This is a genomic window from Mucilaginibacter sp. 14171R-50, assembly GCF_010093045.1.
Classification (GTDB): domain Bacteria; phylum Bacteroidota; class Bacteroidia; order Sphingobacteriales; family Sphingobacteriaceae; genus Mucilaginibacter.
Genome location: NZ_CP048115.1, coordinates 4339040 through 4356357 on the forward strand (window position 1 = coordinate 4339040; position 17318 = coordinate 4356357).

At 46.2% G+C, this 17318-nt stretch carries 18 protein-coding genes; 10 read left to right on the plus strand and 8 right to left on the minus strand.

All coding sequences use genetic code 11. The annotated features are described in order from the left end of the window. Position 1 precedes the first annotated feature (1 nt). Positions 2 to 1246 (plus strand): ABC transporter permease, encoded by a 1245-nt coding sequence (locus GWR56_RS19595; protein WP_162432888.1) that lies wholly within the window; start codon positions 2 to 4, stop codon positions 1244 to 1246. A 76-nt stretch (positions 1247 to 1322) separates the two neighbouring features. After that, entirely contained in the window at positions 1323 to 2252 is a 930-nt protein-coding gene (locus GWR56_RS19600) for an exopolyphosphatase (RefSeq protein ID WP_162432889.1), read from the plus strand. Here GWR56_RS19600 and GWR56_RS19605 read toward each other — a convergent pair. Then, a complete protein-coding gene (locus GWR56_RS19605; protein WP_162432890.1) occupies positions 2249 to 2956 on the minus strand; it encodes a carboxypeptidase-like regulatory domain-containing protein in 708 nt (235 codons plus the stop codon). The genes GWR56_RS19600 and GWR56_RS19605 overlap by 4 nt on opposite strands. Positions 2957 to 3096: 140 nt before the next feature. Here GWR56_RS19605 and GWR56_RS19610 point away from each other — a divergent pair, with 140 nt between their 5' ends. Then, positions 3097 to 5064, plus strand: a complete 1968-nt coding sequence (locus GWR56_RS19610) for a M1 family metallopeptidase (RefSeq protein ID WP_162432891.1) — start codon at positions 3097 to 3099, stop codon at positions 5062 to 5064. A 264-nt stretch (positions 5065 to 5328) separates the two neighbouring features. Here GWR56_RS19610 and GWR56_RS19615 read toward each other — a convergent pair whose 3' ends face one another. From GWR56_RS19615 to GWR56_RS19635, 5 genes are all read right to left on the minus strand, one after another. Then, positions 5329 to 5898, minus strand: a complete 570-nt coding sequence (locus GWR56_RS19615) for a nucleoside triphosphate pyrophosphatase (protein WP_162432892.1) — start codon at positions 5896 to 5898, stop codon at positions 5329 to 5331. A 46-nt stretch (positions 5899 to 5944) separates the two neighbouring features. Continuing rightward, the gene (locus GWR56_RS19620; protein WP_162432893.1) at positions 5945 to 6466 is read right to left on the minus strand and encodes an HAD family hydrolase; all 522 of its coding nucleotides are present in this window, start codon (positions 6464 to 6466) and stop codon (positions 5945 to 5947) included. Between the two features lie 136 nt (positions 6467 to 6602). Next, on the minus strand, positions 6603 to 6845 hold the full coding sequence (gene iscX, locus GWR56_RS19625; RefSeq protein ID WP_162432894.1) for a Fe-S cluster assembly protein IscX: 243 nt from the start codon (positions 6843 to 6845) through the stop codon (positions 6603 to 6605). An 80-nt stretch (positions 6846 to 6925) separates the two neighbouring features. Then, complete coding sequence (locus tag GWR56_RS19630; protein ID WP_162432895.1) at positions 6926 to 7258, minus strand: 2Fe-2S iron-sulfur cluster-binding protein; 333 nt, start codon at positions 7256 to 7258, stop codon at positions 6926 to 6928. 19 nt (positions 7259 to 7277) lie between these two features. Next, positions 7278 to 8171 carry a Rossmann-like and DUF2520 domain-containing protein gene (locus GWR56_RS19635; RefSeq protein WP_238395274.1) on the minus strand — a complete coding sequence of 298 codons (894 nt, stop codon included), beginning with the start codon at positions 8169 to 8171 and terminating at the stop codon, positions 7278 to 7280. Between GWR56_RS19635 and GWR56_RS19640 the strand changes: the two genes are divergently transcribed. From GWR56_RS19640 to GWR56_RS19650, 3 genes are all read left to right on the plus strand, one after another. Beyond that, positions 8140 to 9066, plus strand: coding sequence for an alpha/beta fold hydrolase (locus tag GWR56_RS19640; protein WP_162432896.1), 927 nt, complete (start codon positions 8140 to 8142; stop codon positions 9064 to 9066). The two genes, GWR56_RS19635 and GWR56_RS19640, sit on opposite strands and share 32 nt — an antisense overlap. 36 nt (positions 9067 to 9102) lie before the next feature. Then, a complete protein-coding gene (locus GWR56_RS19645) occupies positions 9103 to 9438 on the plus strand; it encodes a YbjQ family protein (protein ID WP_162432897.1) in 336 nt (111 codons plus the stop codon). Between the two features lie 231 nt (positions 9439 to 9669). Beyond that, positions 9670 to 11040: a dipeptidase gene (locus GWR56_RS19650; protein WP_162432898.1), complete on the plus strand. Its 1371-nt coding sequence runs from the start codon at positions 9670 to 9672 to the stop codon at positions 11038 to 11040. 109 nt (positions 11041 to 11149) lie between these two features. On the opposite strand, the gene GWR56_RS19655 is transcribed toward GWR56_RS19650, so the two are convergent. Continuing rightward, positions 11150 to 12259 carry a mandelate racemase/muconate lactonizing enzyme family protein gene (locus GWR56_RS19655; RefSeq protein WP_162432899.1) on the minus strand — a complete coding sequence of 370 codons (1110 nt, stop codon included), beginning with the start codon at positions 12257 to 12259 and terminating at the stop codon, positions 11150 to 11152. Between the two features lie 19 nt (positions 12260 to 12278). Beyond that, positions 12279 to 12704, minus strand: coding sequence for a hypothetical protein (locus GWR56_RS19660; RefSeq protein ID WP_202925350.1), 426 nt, complete (start codon positions 12702 to 12704; stop codon positions 12279 to 12281). A 217-nt stretch (positions 12705 to 12921) separates the two neighbouring features. Here GWR56_RS19660 and GWR56_RS19665 point away from each other — a divergent pair, with 217 nt between their 5' ends. The 4 genes from GWR56_RS19665 (at position 12922) to GWR56_RS19680 (ending at position 17123) form a co-directional block, all read left to right on the plus strand. Then, entirely contained in the window at positions 12922 to 13641 is a 720-nt protein-coding gene (locus GWR56_RS19665) for a DUF4290 domain-containing protein (RefSeq protein WP_162432900.1), read from the plus strand. A 116-nt stretch (positions 13642 to 13757) separates the two neighbouring features. Further along, the gene (gene murA, locus GWR56_RS19670) at positions 13758 to 15065 is read left to right on the plus strand and encodes a UDP-N-acetylglucosamine 1-carboxyvinyltransferase (protein ID WP_162432901.1); all 1308 of its coding nucleotides are present in this window, start codon (positions 13758 to 13760) and stop codon (positions 15063 to 15065) included. A 130-nt stretch (positions 15066 to 15195) separates the two neighbouring features. Further along, on the plus strand, positions 15196 to 16752 hold the full coding sequence (locus GWR56_RS19675; RefSeq protein ID WP_162432902.1) for a glycosyltransferase family 39 protein: 1557 nt from the start codon (positions 15196 to 15198) through the stop codon (positions 16750 to 16752). After that, positions 16749 to 17123 carry a DMT family protein gene (locus tag GWR56_RS19680; protein WP_238395275.1) on the plus strand — a complete coding sequence of 125 codons (375 nt, stop codon included), beginning with the start codon at positions 16749 to 16751 and terminating at the stop codon, positions 17121 to 17123. Before GWR56_RS19675 ends, GWR56_RS19680 begins: the two co-directional genes overlap by 4 nt. Positions 17124 to 17318 lie beyond the last annotated feature (195 nt).

Sequence of the window (17318 nt, forward strand, 5' to 3'; positions counted from 1 at the left end):
AATGAATAAAGTATTACTCATTATACAACGCGAGTATATTACCCGTGTGCGTAAAAAGGCCTTTATAGTAATGATGCTTGCGGTACCCCTGCTGCTGGCAGGCATGACCAAGCTTATTGCTTATGTGGCAAAGGACAGCGACCAGGTTAGCAAACCTCAAACTATTAAAGTAATAGATGAAAGCCACCAGTTTGAAGGTAAATTAAAGAACGCCAAAAATATCCTGTTCGTACCCACAAATGAGCCTTTGGAAAAAGCTAAGGCCGGGTTAAAGGACAATGAAGACCTTTCTATATTGCTGATATCAAAGGATTACGCGCATAAGCCCGTACAGTTTCTTTCTAAAAAGAAACCTTCGTTCGCGCTTACCGGCGAGGTAGAAAATCAAATGAATAAAATAGCATCCACCAACACCATGCTGGCTAACCATATTGATACGGCCTTAATAAATAAGGCCCAAAAGAATAAGGTAAGTGTAAGCGCGATGGAGGTTACCGAAACAGGTACCAAGGATGCCGATGTAGGTACCAGCATGGGTGTAGGCATAGCGTGCGCCATCCTTATCTATATGTCGTTGTTTATATATGGCGCGCAGGTTATGCGCGGCGTTATCGAAGAAAAAACCAGCCGCATTATCGAGGTTATTATTTCGTCGGTAAAGCCGTTTCAGCTGATGCTTGGCAAAATTATCGGTGTGGGCCTGGTTGGCCTAACCCAGTTTACCGCATGGATAGTGCTATCGGTAATTGTAACAAAGGCTGCAGGGAATGGCCCCGCAGGCGGTATTATGGGCGCTTTGCAAACCTTACAGAACATACCGTTCGGTTATATATTGGGTTGCTTTTTGTTTTATTTTATATCAGGATATTTACTGTACAGCGCCCTGTTTGCAGCGGTAGGTTCGGCGGTTGACAGCGAGACCGAAACACAACAGTTTATGTTCCCAATAACATTGCCGTTGTTGTTTACTTATCTTTTAGCAGTAACTGTTTTATTCCGCGCGCCTGATAGTCCGCTGGCTGTTTGGTTATCCATGATACCATTTACCGCGCCGGTAGCCATGATGATACGGATACCGTTTGGCGGCGTGCCCGCGTGGCAGTTAGGCCTGTCGATGTTTTTGATGGTAGCAGGCTTTTTATTCACTACTTACATAGCGGCGCGTATATATAGGGTTGGTGTGTTGATGTATGGCAAAAAAGCAAGCTATAAAGAACTGGTAAAATGGTTCTTTTATAAAGAATAATTGTCCTTTAACCTATCATAATTTAAATCCCCGCCCGAGCCAAAACTTAAGCAGGGATTTTTTAATTTAGCCGCCGATGGATAACAAGCGCGTTGCCGTAATGGACCTGGGCACAAACACCTTTCACCTGCTGATAGCCGAAGGCCCTGCGGATAACTTTACCACGGTTTTTAAAACCACCGAAGCGGTAAAACTTGGCGAGGGCGGCATTAATAACGGTACCATCCGGCCCGAAGCTTTTGCCCGCGGCCTTGCAGCCATGCAGCATTTTCAGGACAAGATATTAGATCATAACGTTACAGCGGTTAAAGCCGTAGGCACTTCGGCCGTCCGAAGCGCTGCCAACGGGCAGGATTTTATAGATCAGGTTGCCGAAAAAACCGGCATACAGATCGAGCTCATCAGTGGCGAACAGGAAGCCGCTTATATTTACAAAGGCATTGATGCCAGCGGCTGCTTAAATGATGATAACGCACTTATTATGGATATTGGCGGCGGCAGCGTAGAGTTCATCATCGCCAATACCAATGAAGTGCTATGGAAGCGAAGCTTTGAGATAGGCGCCGCCCGGCTGATGGATAAGTTCCACCAAACCGACCCGATACCCCTTGCTTCTATCAAAGAACTTACCCGCTACCTGGATGGCAAACTGATGGAGCTGTTCGCGGCAGCGTTAAAGTATAAACCCAAAATGCTTATCGGCTCATCGGGCGCGTTTGAAAGCTTCGCTGAGGTTATCGAACTGAAAAAAGGCAGGCAATTTAACCTGAACCAAACTAAGGTATATGAATTTGATACCGACGATCTTTTAGATCTGATTGAGCTTTTGATCAAATCAAGCCACTCCCTGCGCGCAAGCATGAAAGGTATCATCCCGGTAAGGGTTGATATGATCGTAGTAGCCAGTTTGCTTACCATTTACATGATGCAAAAGCTGGGGTTAACTGATGTTACTTTATCTACCTATTCGTTAAAAGAGGGTGTGCTGGCGCAGATGCTCGGTTAAAATAGCCGCTTGATTTTATACCACCACCTTTTGTAAAACGGCACTTTCTTAATGATAACCACCTCTCCCATCAGCATTGGCGTCATTTTTAATGAAACGCAGCCCGATCCTTTTTTAAAATCGTTAATGCCGGTCTCCACACTTTGAAAGCCTATAAAAGAGATTGATAAAGTCTGCGCATTTGAGGGCACATTCAGGCTAAATTCTCCGTTTTCGTTTGCTTGCGTGCCGATTATTGTTCCCTTTACCTTTATTATAGCCCCTGGCACTGGCTTGTTATCATCATCGGCAAGTATTTTACCCTTTATGGTGGTATATGTTATAGTATCGCCAATAAGTGTCGCTTTAGGGCTGTTAACCGATTGCGTTACGACCACCTTACCTACCGTGCGTTGTGCCTCTGCTTTGGTTGTGGCAAAAAAGCTTGTTATTGCCGCAGCTATTGCCAACCTTTTCCATGAAAATTTCGGCCTGTGCTGTACCGCAACCATATTGTTTAAACCAGATAACTGATAATTATCAAACCTGCCGCAAACATTATCGCGTTCGGCTAAATAGCTAACGATTTGGCTGTTGGTCATGGCGGTAAAATCGGTTACGGTTTTACTGCAATGCGCGCAGTGCCGTCCCTGTTCAACCGGTGTCATTTCGTTCCAGTTTTGGTGACAAGGCTCGGGGATAGTGATACTTTTTATAGGTTGCATAAGGTGTTTTTTATTACAGGATGCAACCCGCCCTGCAATTCCATAAAATAAAATCATTTTTTATGGAATTGTAACTTGCTTAATGTAAACCCGCAATTTTGCCTCATCATTTGTATATTGCCCCTGCTTATCCTCATTTCATGAAAAAACTTATCGGTACTTCCCTGTTGTTGCTTTCGGCTGCTTTGGTGCATGCACAAAAAAACCATAACGATACCATAACTACCAATTACCAGCCTTCGGTGTTGTTTTCGCCCCTGCCTTATACCGAAAAGGGTAACGAGTTTCACTCGGCCAATGGCGAACCGGGGCCAAAGTACTGGCAAAACCGCGTGGATTATAAGCTGGTCGTTAAGCTGGATACCGCCGCCAAAACGTTAAGCGGCACAGCCGATATCACCTACACCAACAACAGCCCCGATGCGCTGCAATACCTGTGGCTGCAGCTTGATCAGAATACCTATAAAAAAGACGCCCGCTCAAATTTTGTAACCGGCGCGCAGGCAACAGAACATACCAGCGGCTACGAGATTGAGTCGGTTGAGGTAATAACCGGCAACGTACGCACCAAAGCGACTTACAAAATAACCGATACCCGCATGCAGGTACGCCTTGCCAAAGCGCTTGGCAAGGGTGTTATCAAACTCAGCATTAAATACCATTACGCTATCCCCGGCAGCTTTGGCGGCCGTACCGATTATGTTGACACCAAAAATGGCAAGATCTTCGAAATAGCGCAGTTTTTCCCGCGGATGTGCGTGTACGACGATAGCCGCGGCTGGGCTACAGCGCCTTTTTTGGGCAGCGGCGAATTTTACTGTGAGTACGGCGATATCGATTACGCTGTAACTGTTCCGTGGGATGTGTTGGTTGCAGGCCCCGGCGACCTGCTGAACCCTAAAGAAGTATTGACCGCAAAACAAATTAGCCGTTTGGCAGCTGCCCGCAACAGCGATAAAACCATTATGATACGCAGCGCGGCCGAGATAAACGACAGATCATCTCGCCCGGTTAATAAAGGCACGCTTACGTGGCATTATAAAATGATGAATACCCGCGATGTAGCCTTGGGCGCTTCCAGGGCGTTTATTTGGGATGCCGCGAGGGTGAACCTGCCCGGCGGTAAAAAATCGCTGAGCATGTCGGTTTATCCTGTAGAAAGCCAGGGTAAGGATGCCTGGGATCGCTCCACCGAGTACCTGAAAGGCGCTATTGAGCATTTCTCGGAGAAATGGTACCCTTACCCATATCCTACCGCCATAAACGAAGCGGGCATAGCCGCTGGCATGGAATACCCCGGCATTTTGTTCGATGGCATGAACGATAAAGCCGGTGAACTGTTTTTTGTTACCGCGCACGAGATAGGCCATAACTGGTTCCCGATGATAGTAGGCAGCGACGAGCGCCGTTTTGCCTGGATGGACGAGGGCTTTAACACTTTTATAGATGTTTACGCATCAGATGCGTTTAATAAAGGTGAATACGCGCCAAAACGCGACGGTGAATATGCGCCGGGCTGCGGCAACCCTGCCGACGAGATCATCGCGCATATCATCGATCCGAACTCGCCAACCATCATGACACAGCCTGATGCAATACCCGAAAAATACCGTCATCCGTTAACGTATTTTAAACCTGCCTTTGGTTTGATACTGTTGCGCGAGCAGATATTGGGTAAGGACAGGTTTGATTATGCCTTCCGTAACTACATCAGCAAATGGGCTTACAAACACCCGCAGCCCGACGATTTTTTCCGGGCCATGGAAAACGGCGCGGGCGAAGACCTGGGCTGGTTCTGGCGGGGCTGGTTCTATAATAATTACAAGCTGGATATAGCGCTCATAGATGCCAAATATGTTGATAAAGATCATAGCAAAGGTGTAAGGCTAACCATCGCCAATAAAGAAATGATGGCTATGCCGTTTACCGTGGAAGCCAAATTGAAAGATGGCAGCAAACAACGCACCTATTTCCCGGTGGAAACCTGGCTGCAAAATAAGGTTACCACCTTTATTTTACCTACCACGCAGGATGTAGAAAGTGTTACTATCGACCCTGATAATGCCTTACCGGATGTAAACAGGAAGAATAATGTTAGGAAATTGTAGAGACGCGATACTTCGCGTCTTCATTTACACCACGTGATTGCGAGGTACGAAGCAATCTTCGATAGAAAGGTCCGCTACAAGCATGTCGAAGATTGCCGCGCTATCGCTCGCAATGACGCTTTATTAAAGGCCAGGTGTCGCGCCGGATCAACCACGTCATTGCGAGGTACGAAGCAATCTCTTTAGGACAGGCGATAATGCAGGGCGTTTAAACATACCCACGAGGTTGCCACGTCGCTATCGCTCCTCGCAATGACATATCGGTTATTTTATGCGTTTCAATTGCTGGTAAACCTTCTCGGTAGGCAGGCCTACCACGTTGGTATAAGAGCCGTTGATGCGCTCTATGCCGATAATGCCTATACGCTGCTGGATGCCGTATGAACCGGCTTTATCCATGGGCTGGTATTCCTCTACATAACTGCGGACCTCATTCTCGGTAAGCTTACGGAAAAACACTTCGCTCCTATCGTAAAATTTGTTGTATTGCCCGTTGTGCAACAGGCAAACGCCGGTATAAACCTCGTGCATTTTGCCGGATAAGCGCTGCAGCATCTCGACAGCGTGCTCTGTTGATTCAGGTTTGCCCAATATCAGGCCATCTATAGCTACAATAGTATCGGCGGTAAGCACTATTTCATCGCTAACGTCTTCGTCAAAGGCCTCGGCCTTTTTAGCCGCAATATACAGGGCAATTTCGGCTGGGGTTAACCCGTCAGGGTACGACTCGTCCACCTCTTTTAAAACCACACGGAAATCAATATCCATCAGCTTTAAAAGCTCCTGCCTCCTGGGCGATTTAGATGCAAGAATTATCTGTGGAAAGGTATTCATCTAAGGAAACTTTTGACTTTTTACTTTAAACTTTTGGCTTAACCGTCTACCAGCTATATGCCTGTTCGTTCATCCAGGTGCCTTGCACCTTCATCACTTTTTCTATCACCTCGCGGGCGCAGCCACGGCCCCCGGGTATAGGCGATACATAGCTGCATATCGCTTTAATTTCTTCGGCGGCATCGGCAGGGCATACCGGCAGGCCAACCAGCTTCATCACAGCAAGGTCGGGTATATCGTCGGCCATGTACAGGATATTGGCCGGGTTGATGCTTTTTTCTTCGATGAATATTTTAAACCTTTCAGATTTGGTATGCGCGCCCAGGTAAACATCTTTTATGCCCAAACTGTTTAAACGGAACAGCGCGCTTTTTGACCGGCTGCCCGATATTGCCGCAACATTATACCCGCATTTAACGGCCAACTGCAAAGCGTAACCATCTTTGATATTGAACGCCCGGCTCTGTACACCGGTTTCGGTAACAAATACCGACCCATCCGTTAGCACGCCATCCACATCAAAAATAAACGTGGTAATATCTTTAAGCTTGGTTAAAAAGGATTCCATTTTGTTGGTTCATTGGTTCACTTGTTTATTAGTTCATTGGTGTTTGAACTGAAAGCTGTAAACCGTTACTGAAACTATTGATTACACCGATTGAAAAGCATCTGCACATCTGAAATCCGCACATCTGCGCATCAAACTATTGGTTATCCCTCCACTCGTACACCCAGGCGCTTTGTATCTGCTCCAGGTGCCCCTCGTTTGATTCTTCGCGCGTACCGGCAAAGTTAGGCAGGCTTAGCACCCACTCCAGCAGTTCGGTAAAGCGGATGCGGTATATTTTCGATTCGCCAAAATCATCGCCAAACTTTTCGTAAAGGCTCATGGCTATATCTTCGTAATCATTCCAGTGTATGGGTAGGGCGAATTTATCGTCGTTCATTTTCTATTTGTTACAATCAAGTATATAACTGTTATTGCTTTTCTTGATTCTTGATTCTAATATCTTAAATCTTTACAGGCTTAGTGGCCCATAAAGCCCGACTGGTCAGGCAGGGTTACTTCAATATCGCCATCTATAACCACGCACTGGCATCCCAGGCGCGATGTGATGCGCGGGTTAACGGCCCTGTCAATAAAGTCCTCTTCCTTGTCAGATATCTCCTGGATGTTATCCATCCCTTTGTTCACATAAATATGGCAGGTGCTGCATCCGCAAACCCCGCCGCAGTTATGCTGCAGCTCGATGCCATTTTCCAGGCAAACATCTAAAACAGATTCCCCTTCGGCAATTGGCAGTTCCACGCTTTCGTGGTCCTTTTCCTCAAAGTTAATCTTTACTTTAAAAATATTCATTTTGGCAAAAGTAACAAAATTACTTATCCCCGTTGCCGGTGTTATGGTTTTTGATAATATCCTGACTTATCAGTGTATATATCTGTTGTAAATTTGGCTGCATATTAAGCATTTGCAAATGCCCCTGCATTGTTAAATTGTCGTTACGTACGGCCGGGCCGGTTTGCACACCGGCAGGCAAATGCTCTTTAACCTTGTCGGCAGTTTCCAGTATCAGCGGGCGCAGCATGTCAAAGCTCATACCGCTGCCGGCCAAAAGCTGCCCGCCTATGTTGTATAAGTGATTGGTAAAATTGCAGGCAAACACGGCCGCCAGGTGCAGTACCTTGCGTTGCGCCGAATTTACCCGGTAAACATTGTTGCTGATGCCGCGCGCAAGTTCTTCAAGGGTTTTGGTGATGTTTTCATCGGCTCCCTCAATACAAAGGGGCACTTGCCTGAAATCAACTTCCTTATTTTTGCTGAAGGTTTGCAACGGATAAAACACACCTGCATTTGTGGTATTATCCAGCAACGCCTGCATATCTACCGCGCCCGACGTGTGTACAATAAGCTTGTTAAAGGTGGACAAATGCGGGATAAATCCGGGTATGGCATCGTCTTTAATAGCCAGTATAAACATGTCGGTGTCAGGGCTCAGGCTTTCCGGCTTGTCAATAGCTTCGGCACCAATATGATAGGCCAGCAAAGCCGCATGCTGCATATCGCGGCTGTAAACCTGCACTATGCGGTGCCCTGCATTTTTAAGCGCGGCGCCTAAATGGGTGGCAACGTTGCCCGAACCGATGATGGTTATACGCATAATAGGTGTATCAAGTAATGGCACAAACTTAAATATTTCTGCTATTTTTATTTTCTTATTCCGCAATCCCGATCGCTTGATGAAATTTTTAAAAAACCTGTTCCTGATCATTATTTTGTTGATAATATTTGGTGGTGCCGCCCTGTATATTATTTACGATCACTATAATGCAGAGAAAAAAGAACTGACCTACGAACTGCGCAAAAGCACTAACGGCAGCTATATCGATTTAACCCATGGAGTTACCCATTACGAACTTGACGGCCCTGATACCGGTAAGGTTGTGGTTATGCTGCATGGTGTTACCGTGCCGTACTACATCTGGAACGGTACCTTTGAGTATTTAACAGAGCATGGTTTCCGTGTTTTACGGTACGACCAGTATGGCCGCGGCTACTCTGACAGGCCGGATGTGGTGTATAACAAACAACTTTATTTTGAACAGCTTAACGAACTTATCGATCAGCTTCACCTGAAAAAACCGGTTAGTCTGGTGGGTGTATCGTTTGGCGGCATGCTGGCTACCGACTTTACCGTGGCTTACCCCGATGCGGTGAACAAAGTTGTGCTTATCGATCCGGGCTACCCTGCGAATAAAATTAAAGTGCCCCAATTTGTAGCCGAATATTACGAAGCCATACACCCCGAAGAAAGGGCGCTGGGGCAAATGGACGATTTTAAATATCCCGACCGGCACCCTACCTGGGTTGAACGTTACCGCCCGCAAATGGAATATAAGGGGTTCAGGCACGCTATCATTTCAACCGTTTATAATTACGGCGCTCAATATAATGGGCGGCAAAGCAATGCCGCCCTTAATAACCTCCATAAACCGGTAATGCTTATCTGGGGTAAAGAAGATAAAACCGTGCCCTTTACCTACAGCGACTCGGTGCGGAGCGTTTTAAAAACCGAATTTTTACCTGTTGACGATGCGGGGCACCTGCCGTACATAGAACAGGCAGATATAGTGAACCCTGCTTTGGTAACATTTCTGCGCAAATAATATCTAAACCATAAATAAACACTAAAAACAATTACTATGGATACTTCTCTGATTACCACCAGCACCGCCTTAGATGGTTACAAGGTTGTTAAGCATTTGGGCGTGGTACGCGGTATAACCGTGCGCAGCCGCAGCGTAGTAGGCAACTTTGCCGGCGGTATACAATCGCTTTTTGGCGGCAGGCTTTCTGTTTATGTAGAGCTTTGCGAGAACGCCCGCGAAGAAGCCTATCACCTGCTGATACAACATGCCCAGGCCTTAGGCGCAAACGCCATCCTGAGTATGCGTTACGATGCCAACGAGGTAATGCAGGGCATCACCGAAGTACTGGCTTACGGTACTGCAGTAGTTGTTGAGAAGGTGGCGGAGTAATTTTTATTTTGTCAAGATATGCCTGTCGAAACTTGCTCGCAGAGGTGTTTCGACAGGTCCGGACCAACGGCTCCGGAACCGCTGTTTTTCACCAGAATTTTACCGCAATTTTCTTTAAAAAATTCAAGGATTTTCTGATCTTTTAGGTGGCTTGCGCTGTCGGGACACGAAATTTTCTTTTAATTATTCGCCTAAAATAAACTGCTATCTTTGCTTCAAATTACACCTGATATGCAAGTGATAAAGCAATATATAGAAGATAACAAACAGCGCCTGCTCGACGAACTATTTGAACTGCTGCGCTTCCCGTCTGTTAGCGCCGACCCTAAATATGCACCCGATGTTTTAAACGCCGCCGACTATGTGGCCAAAAAGCTTACCGATGCCGGTGCTGATAACGTAGAAATTTGTAAAACAGCAGGTTACCCTATTGTTTATGGGGAAAAGTTAATAGATACTTCGCTGCCAACTGTGCTGGTTTACGGCCATTACGATGTGCAGCCACCCGACCCGCTGGAACTTTGGCACACGCCGCCATTTGAGCCCACCGTTCGCGATGGCAAGATCTATGCCCGCGGCGCCTGCGATGATAAAGGCCAGTTTTACATGCATGTAAAGGCTTTTGAGCTGATGATGCAAACCAACACCCTGCCCTGCAACATCAAGTTTATGATAGAGGGCGAGGAAGAAGTTGGCTCTAACAACCTGGGTATCTTTGTAAAAGCAAATAAGGAACGCCTTAAGGCCGATGTGGTGCTGATATCCGATACCTCGATGATCAGCATGGAAAACCCCTCGCTTGAAACCGGTTTACGCGGCCTATCATACCTGGAAGTTGAAGTAACGGGCCCTAACCGCGACTTGCATTCGGGTGTGTACGGCGGCGCTGTTGCTAACCCGGCAACTATACTGGCTAAGATGATTGCCTCATTGCACGATGATAACAACCATATTACCATACCGGGCTTTTATGACGATGTTATAGAACTTACGCAAACCGAAAAGGATGAACTAAACGCCGCGCCTTACAATGAAGATGAATACAAAAAAGACCTCGACATAGCCGAAGTTTGGGGCGAAAAAGGTTACACCACCTTTGAGCGTACCGGCACCCGCCCTACCCTTGAGGTGAACGGCATTTGGGGTGGTTACATTGGCGAGGGCGCTAAAACCGTGCTGCCATCAAAAGCCAGTGCCAAAATTTCGATGCGTTTGGTGCCTAACCAAACATCAGAGAAGATTACCCAGCTTTTTACCGATCATTTTCTGAGCATAGCGCCTAAGACCGTAAAGGTAAAGGTAACGCCACACCACGGCGGTGAACCGGTGGTTACCCCTACCGATAGCATCGCCTACAAAGCGGCGCAAAAGGCCATTGCCGAGGCATTTGGCAAGCAGCCTATCCCCACACGTGGCGGCGGTAGCATACCTATTGTAGCATTGTTCGAGGCTGAGTTGGGTATCAAAACCGTATTAATGGGATTCGGTCTTGATAGTGATGCCCTACACTCACCGAACGAGAAATATGACATTTTTAATTATTACAAGGGGATAGAGACCATCCCGTTATTCCATAAATATTTCGCGGAATTGAGTAAATAATATCCTTATTCCCGCGGCGTCATTACGAGGTACGAAGCAATCTTCGATAGGAAATCAGCGACAAGCATGTCGAAGATTGCCACGCTATCGCTCGCAATGACGTTTTTGATTACACCGTAAACTTTTCACACCCTTTCAAAAACGCTTCACTTGCATCCGCGCCTATGCCTATGGCATCGCTTATATTTAGCCTATAGCCATCATAAGTTACACCGCCAACGCACGGGTCAACCAAATGGCCCAGCATACATGTATCCATATCATAAAACCGAATATTCGGGCTGGCGTACACAAAGTGAAGTTTAGCGCTGAGGGCGATGCGGCTTTCCAGCATACCGCCCATCATACAGGCAATTCCGCGTTCGGCGGCGGTATCGTGGATTTTTTTTGCTTCCAGTATCCCGCCTGATTTTGCCATTTTGATGTTGATATAATCGCAGCTGCCGCTTTCTATCTGCATGCGGGCATCGTGGTGGTTATAAACGCTTTCATCCGCCATTATTTTTACCGGGGATAGCCCCATCAGTTCGGGCAGGCGGTCGTTATGCCAGGTACGCATGGGTTGTTCGCAAAATTCAATATCGTATTCGCCAATCGCCTGCAAGGCAAAAACAGCTTCAATAAAATTCCAGCCCTGGTTAGCGTCCACCCTTATCTTCATTTCGGGGCCAACAGCTTGCCGGATATGTTTTATCCTCTCTACATCTGTTTCGGCACCCTTACCCAATTTTACTTTTAAAATATTCGCGCCCGATGCTTTAAAGTCGATAGCCTTTTGAGCCATCGCTTCGGGGGTATCAATGCCAATGGTGATATCGCTTTCAACTACCCGTCTTTCGCCGCCAAGAAATTTATAAAGCGGCATTCCGGCATTTTTCGCGGCAATATCATGCAAAGCTATATCAAATGCGCTTTTTATGGTGGTGTTACCTGCGGCGGCGGCGTGCAATTGCTGCATCCGCGCGGGGATATCCAGCGCATTTTGCCCTTTCCAAAGCCCGGCAAAATATTTAGCTATCACCAGGCAGGTATCCTGTGTTTCCCCAACGATCATCGGGAAAGCAGAGCATTCGCCCACACCGTAAAAGCCCTTATCAGTGTGAATACGGATAAACACATTTTGCGCGTGGTCCATAGTGCCCGTCGCGATGGTAAAGGGCACCATCGGGATGCTGAAACGGTAAATATCTATAGAGGTGATAATGACTTGTACGTTCATATAAAATTTGTAGCCGGTGTTAATTTACCCGTTTTAGCCCGTTATTGATACCTGCCCTGATCATATCACCGTAACCATCGTTAGGTAAAAATGGAGCGAACTTAAGTGCCAGCTGATAATTTTCGTTTGCTTTATCAAAGTCTTTCAAATCCTCAAAACATTTTGCAACATTCAAATAAAGCGATGGGTACACCGATGTTATCTCCGGTGCACTTATTTTAAGTGCGAGGTTTAAAGCGGTGAGGTCCCATTTCAATTTATCAGCGATAGAACTTTGCTGCCTGGCGATGTAATGCGCGGCGGTAAATCTTTCCAGATCAGTAGTAGATTCGTCCCAAGCCTGACGAAACAGCCTTGCGGCATCATCATTTTTCCCTTCGCCTTCTAACATCATCCCGTTAGCGCAAAGTTTATTGATATTATTGTCCGGGTCGAATTGCATCATTTTATAGCAGGTAAGTTCATTTGGCTAAACAGTTAAATCTATGACTTTTATCGCTAAACTGGCGGATGTTAACAAAATTTGCACATTAACACATTTACCTTATATTTGCGTTAGTACTTCGTACGCTTCCATTTCGGTTCTCCGGTTTCTGCGTTCTTTTCTAAGAAACCGTCCATGCGCCGAAAACATTTCACGACTTTTTTAATTAAAAACATACATGGCATTAACAAATTTGCCTGGTCCGTTTGATTATAACTCGACCAGGAGTAAGCTTTTACTAAGCGAATACGGCCGTAACGTGCAAAATATGGTAAAATATATTGTGGCGTTACCCACCAAAGAAGAACGCAACAAATACGCACAGGTGGTTATAGACCTGATGGGCTTTTTAAACCCACACCTGCGCGATGTAGCCGACTTTAAGCATAAACTTTGGGACCATCTGCACATCATATCCGACTTCCAGTTGGATGTTGATTCGCCGTACCCCAAACCCAGTCCCGAGGCTATCCACTTAAAGCCCGAGCCGCTTAAATATCCGCATCAGCGTATCAGGTACAAGCACTATGGCAAAACCATCGAAATGATGATAGAAAAAGCTAAAGCTATTGAAGAGCCCGAGCGCAAGCGCCACATGGTACAGGCTATAGCTAACTTTATGAAAATGGCCTACGTGCAATGGAACAAAGATTCGGTTGCCGACGAAACTATCCTATCGGACCTGTACGCGCTATCGGGAGGTGCACTTAAACTGGAAGAGAACGTTAACCTTAACCGGGTAGAGTTCCGCGGTAACCAGTACAACAACCAAAACAATAATAACCGGGGGCGTAACAACCAAAACACCCGTGGTGGCGGTGGCCGCACTAACAACAACCCGCGTAACAATAACCAAAACAACCGTAACCGTAACACTGGCGGGGCAAAGAAATATTAGTTGATAGACGATAGTCCACAGACCATAGTTGATTGGGAAAAGAATTATACTTTTTTAATCTTTGTCATACTATGAACTATGGACTATCGTCTATGGACTGCAAACTATAACTAACTATGAAAAACGCATTCGAGATACAGGGCGGTAAAAAGCTTAAAGGCGAAATTATCCCCCAGGGCGCGAAAAACGAAGCATTACAAATTATATCGGCGGTATTATTAACCAGCCAAAAAATGACCATCAGCAACATCCCCGATATACAGGATGTTAATAAGCTGATAGAGTTATTAGGGGATATGGGGGTTGAGGTAAACCGCATATCGCGCGATACCTGCACCTTCGAGGCCAAAGAAATAGACCAGGACTTTTTTACTTCGGAAGCATTTAAAACCAAAGGCGGCGGCTTACGCGGCTCTATCATGATATTAGGCCCGCTTTTGGCCCGTTTTGGCAAGGCATCTATCCCAAAACCGGGCGGCGATAAAATTGGCCGCCGCAGGCTCGATACACACTTTTTGGGATTCGAAAAGTTAGGCGCAAGATTTGATTATAACCCCGAAAACGGTTTTTACAATGTAGATGCATCAAACCTTAAGGGTACTTACATTTTGCTCGACGAGGCATCGGTAACAGGCACCGCCAATATTGTTATGGCAGCAGTGCTTGCAAAAGGCACTACCACCATTTACAACGCAGCCTGCGAACCCTACCTGCAGCAGCTTTGTAAAATGCTAAACCGTATGGGTGCAAAAATAAGCGGCATTGCCTCAAACCTGCTTACTATTGAGGGTGTAAGCGAACTGGGAGGTACAGACCACCGTATGCTGCCTGATATGATCGAGATCGGATCGTTTATTGGCCTGGCCGCCATGACGGGTTCTGAGATCACGATTAAAGACGTACACTACGACGAACTGGGCATGATACCCGACGTGTTTAAACGCCTGGGGATAAAACTGGAGCGCCGCGGCGATGATATTTACATCCCGTCGCAAGATCATTACGAGATAGATACCTTTATAGACGGTTCGCTGCTTACCGTGGCGGATTCGCCATGGCCGGGCTTTACACCCGATTTGCTAAGCATAGTGCTGGTAGTTGCCACACAAGCCAAAGGATCGGTGCTGATACACCAGAAAATGTTTGAAAGCCGCTTGTTCTTTGTGGATAAACTGCTGGATATGGGCGCTAACATTATCCTTTGTGACCCGCACCGGGCCACGGTTATCGGGTTAGATAAACAGGTACAATTGCGGGGTATCTCCATGACATCGCCCGATATTCGTGCAGGGGTGTCGTTACTCATCGCGGCATTGTCGGCCCAGGGGCAATCTACCATTTACAATATCGAACAGATAGAACGCGGCTATCAAAACATCGACGACCGTTTACGGGCCATTGGGGCGGATATAAAACGCGTGTAAATTAGTATCGAACACCCAATGCAGAATTTCGAATAATGAAGGAAAATGTCACTTCATTATTCGGAGTTCTAAATTCAGTATTCGATATTATTTCTTTTTCTCTATTTTTATCGCAACCAATAAAGCCGTAATGCCATATAAAAACCGGAGATCATCATATTCTACTTTTATATTGATCTTTGTTGCGTTAAAGATAGTGCTCAACCTTTTCGCTATCAGCAATTTTGGTTTTCACCGCGACGAGTTGCTACACCTGGTTTTAGGCGACCACCTTGACTGGGGATATAAAGAAGTACCGCCCTTTATTGCCCTGCTTGCAAAAATAAGCCTCACTGTTTTTGGCGATTCCGTTTTTGCCGCCCGCATATTTAGCACCATGGCCAGCGGCTTAATCATATGGCTTACCGGCCAAATAACCGCAGAATTGGGAGGGCGCAGGTTTGCCATAAGTCTGGCCTGCCTGGCGCTGATATTTTCGCCTGCCTTTGCTGCCAGCGGATATTTGTTTCAGCCAGTAGTGTTCGATCAGCTTTGGTGGGTGGTAACCGTTTGGTTATTTGTACGTTATTTAAATACCGCCTCGGTTAAATACCTATACTGGCTGGGCGTAGCTGTTGGCATTGGTATGTTAACCAAATATACCATGGTATTTTTTACGGTATCGCTTATCATCGGTATCCTCATCAGCCGCGAACGGAAATTGCTGTTCAATAAGCATGTTATTTACTCGGCATTAATAGCTACGCTCATTTTTCTGCCCAATATTATCTGGCAATTTGCCCACCACCTGCCGGTAATCCATCACATGAAAGAACTGCGCGCCACCCAACTGGATTACGTGCACCCTTCAGATTTTATCAAGCAACAGCTGCTGGTTAACGGCACGGCGTTGTTTGTATGGCTTACAGGCTTTATCAGCTTACTATTTTCGTTCAGGCTGCGCAGGTTCAGGTTTATGGCCATTGCCTATGTACTGATATTTTTGTTTTTGCTGCAAATGAATGGTAAAAACTATTACCTTTTTGGCGCTTACCCCATGCTGTTTGCAGCGGGTGGCTTTGCCTTTGAGCGGATACTGAACCGTAAGGCGAATGTTTTGCGCACTGCTGCCATGGTGTTGTTTATTTTGCCAAACCTTTTGTTGCTACCGCTGGTGTTGCCGCTGCTGCCGCTAAATACAACCGCCTCATTTATTAAAAACCAAACCAACCGTTATTCCTTCCTGAAGTTTATTGTTACCTGGGAGGATCAAAAACAACACCCCCTTACGCAAGATTACGCTGATATGCTTGGGTGGGAAGAAATGGCCAAAAAGGTTGGTGACACCTACCATGCGCTTACACCCGAGCAGCAGAAAAACACACAGCTATATGCCGATAATTACGGCCTGGCCGGTGCCCTGCACCATTACAGGCACAAATATAATCTGCCCGAGGTAGTATGCCTAAACAGCAGCTTTCAGCTTTGGGCGGCCGATAACCTGAACGCCCGTTATATTATTTATGTGGATGACCATGATAATATAGAGCGCAGGATAAGCCCGCTGGTGGAAAGCTACCGCCAAACCGGTGAAATAACAGCGCCAATGGCGCGCGAACATGGCACAAGGATATACTTGCTTACCAACCCATCGCCTAAATTAAACGACATTTACCGGGCCGAACTGGCTAATAAGAGGCTGGAATGATGCGCGGACTAAAAACCATATTGTTCCTTACCATATCAAACACTTTTATGACGTTTGCCTGGTACGGGCATCTTAAATTTAAGGAGTACGACTGGGGGAAAAACCTGGGGCTGATATCGGTTATCCTCATTAGCTGGGGGCTGGCATTTTTTGAATACTTATTCCAGGTACCTGCAAACCGCGCGGGGTTTAAAGCCGATGGCGGCCCATTTACGCTCGTACAGCTAAAAACCATACAGGAAGCCATTACGCTTACTATTTTCATGATCTTTACCATTTTATTCTTCAAAACCGAAAAGCTTGGCTGGAACCACCTGGTTGGTTTTGGGCTGATTGTACTGGCGGTGTTTGTGATATTTAAGAAGTGGTAGAGTTTCAGATGTGCAGATAACCAGCCCACTCGTCATGCTGAGCGATAGCGAATCATCTGATCGCGATATGCATGTTGACGATTGTAAAGTTTAACAATAGATACTTCGTTATCGCTCAGGCTGACTTCAAATTGTAAAAAGAGACGCGAAGTATCGCGTCTCTACAGTCGTCATTTATCTTTTGGCCTCTATCTC

Excerpts from the sequence above, each read along its gene's own strand:
- GWR56_RS19595 (WP_162432888.1), top strand. The coding sequence starts at position 2 with ATGAATAAAGTATTACTCATTATACAACGCGAGTATATTACCCGTGTG.
- GWR56_RS19600 (WP_162432889.1), top strand. The coding sequence starts at position 1,323 with ATGGATAACAAGCGCGTTGCCGTAATGGACCTGGGCACAAACACCTTT.
- GWR56_RS19605 (WP_162432890.1), bottom strand. The coding sequence starts at position 2,956 with ATGCAACCTATAAAAAGTATCACTATCCCCGAGCCTTGTCACCAAAAC.
- GWR56_RS19610 (WP_162432891.1), top strand. The coding sequence starts at position 3,097 with ATGAAAAAACTTATCGGTACTTCCCTGTTGTTGCTTTCGGCTGCTTTG.
- GWR56_RS19615 (WP_162432892.1), bottom strand. The coding sequence starts at position 5,898 with ATGAATACCTTTCCACAGATAATTCTTGCATCTAAATCGCCCAGGAGG.
- GWR56_RS19620 (WP_162432893.1), bottom strand. The coding sequence starts at position 6,466 with ATGGAATCCTTTTTAACCAAGCTTAAAGATATTACCACGTTTATTTTT.
- iscX (WP_162432894.1), bottom strand. The coding sequence starts at position 6,845 with ATGAACGACGATAAATTCGCCCTACCCATACACTGGAATGATTACGAA.
- GWR56_RS19630 (WP_162432895.1), bottom strand. The coding sequence starts at position 7,258 with ATGAATATTTTTAAAGTAAAGATTAACTTTGAGGAAAAGGACCACGAA.
- GWR56_RS19640 (WP_162432896.1), top strand. The coding sequence starts at position 8,140 with ATGAAATTTTTAAAAAACCTGTTCCTGATCATTATTTTGTTGATAATA.
- GWR56_RS19635 (WP_238395274.1), bottom strand. The coding sequence starts at position 8,171 with ATGATCAGGAACAGGTTTTTTAAAAATTTCATCAAGCGATCGGGATTG.
- GWR56_RS19645 (WP_162432897.1), top strand. The coding sequence starts at position 9,103 with ATGGATACTTCTCTGATTACCACCAGCACCGCCTTAGATGGTTACAAG.
- GWR56_RS19650 (WP_162432898.1), top strand. The coding sequence starts at position 9,670 with ATGCAAGTGATAAAGCAATATATAGAAGATAACAAACAGCGCCTGCTC.
- GWR56_RS19655 (WP_162432899.1), bottom strand. The coding sequence starts at position 12,259 with ATGAACGTACAAGTCATTATCACCTCTATAGATATTTACCGTTTCAGC.
- GWR56_RS19660 (WP_202925350.1), bottom strand. The coding sequence starts at position 12,704 with ATGATGCAATTCGACCCGGACAATAATATCAATAAACTTTGCGCTAAC.
- GWR56_RS19665 (WP_162432900.1), top strand. The coding sequence starts at position 12,922 with ATGGCATTAACAAATTTGCCTGGTCCGTTTGATTATAACTCGACCAGG.
- murA (WP_162432901.1), top strand. The coding sequence starts at position 13,758 with ATGAAAAACGCATTCGAGATACAGGGCGGTAAAAAGCTTAAAGGCGAA.
- GWR56_RS19675 (WP_162432902.1), top strand. The coding sequence starts at position 15,196 with ATGCCATATAAAAACCGGAGATCATCATATTCTACTTTTATATTGATC.
- GWR56_RS19680 (WP_238395275.1), top strand. The coding sequence starts at position 16,749 with ATGATGCGCGGACTAAAAACCATATTGTTCCTTACCATATCAAACACT.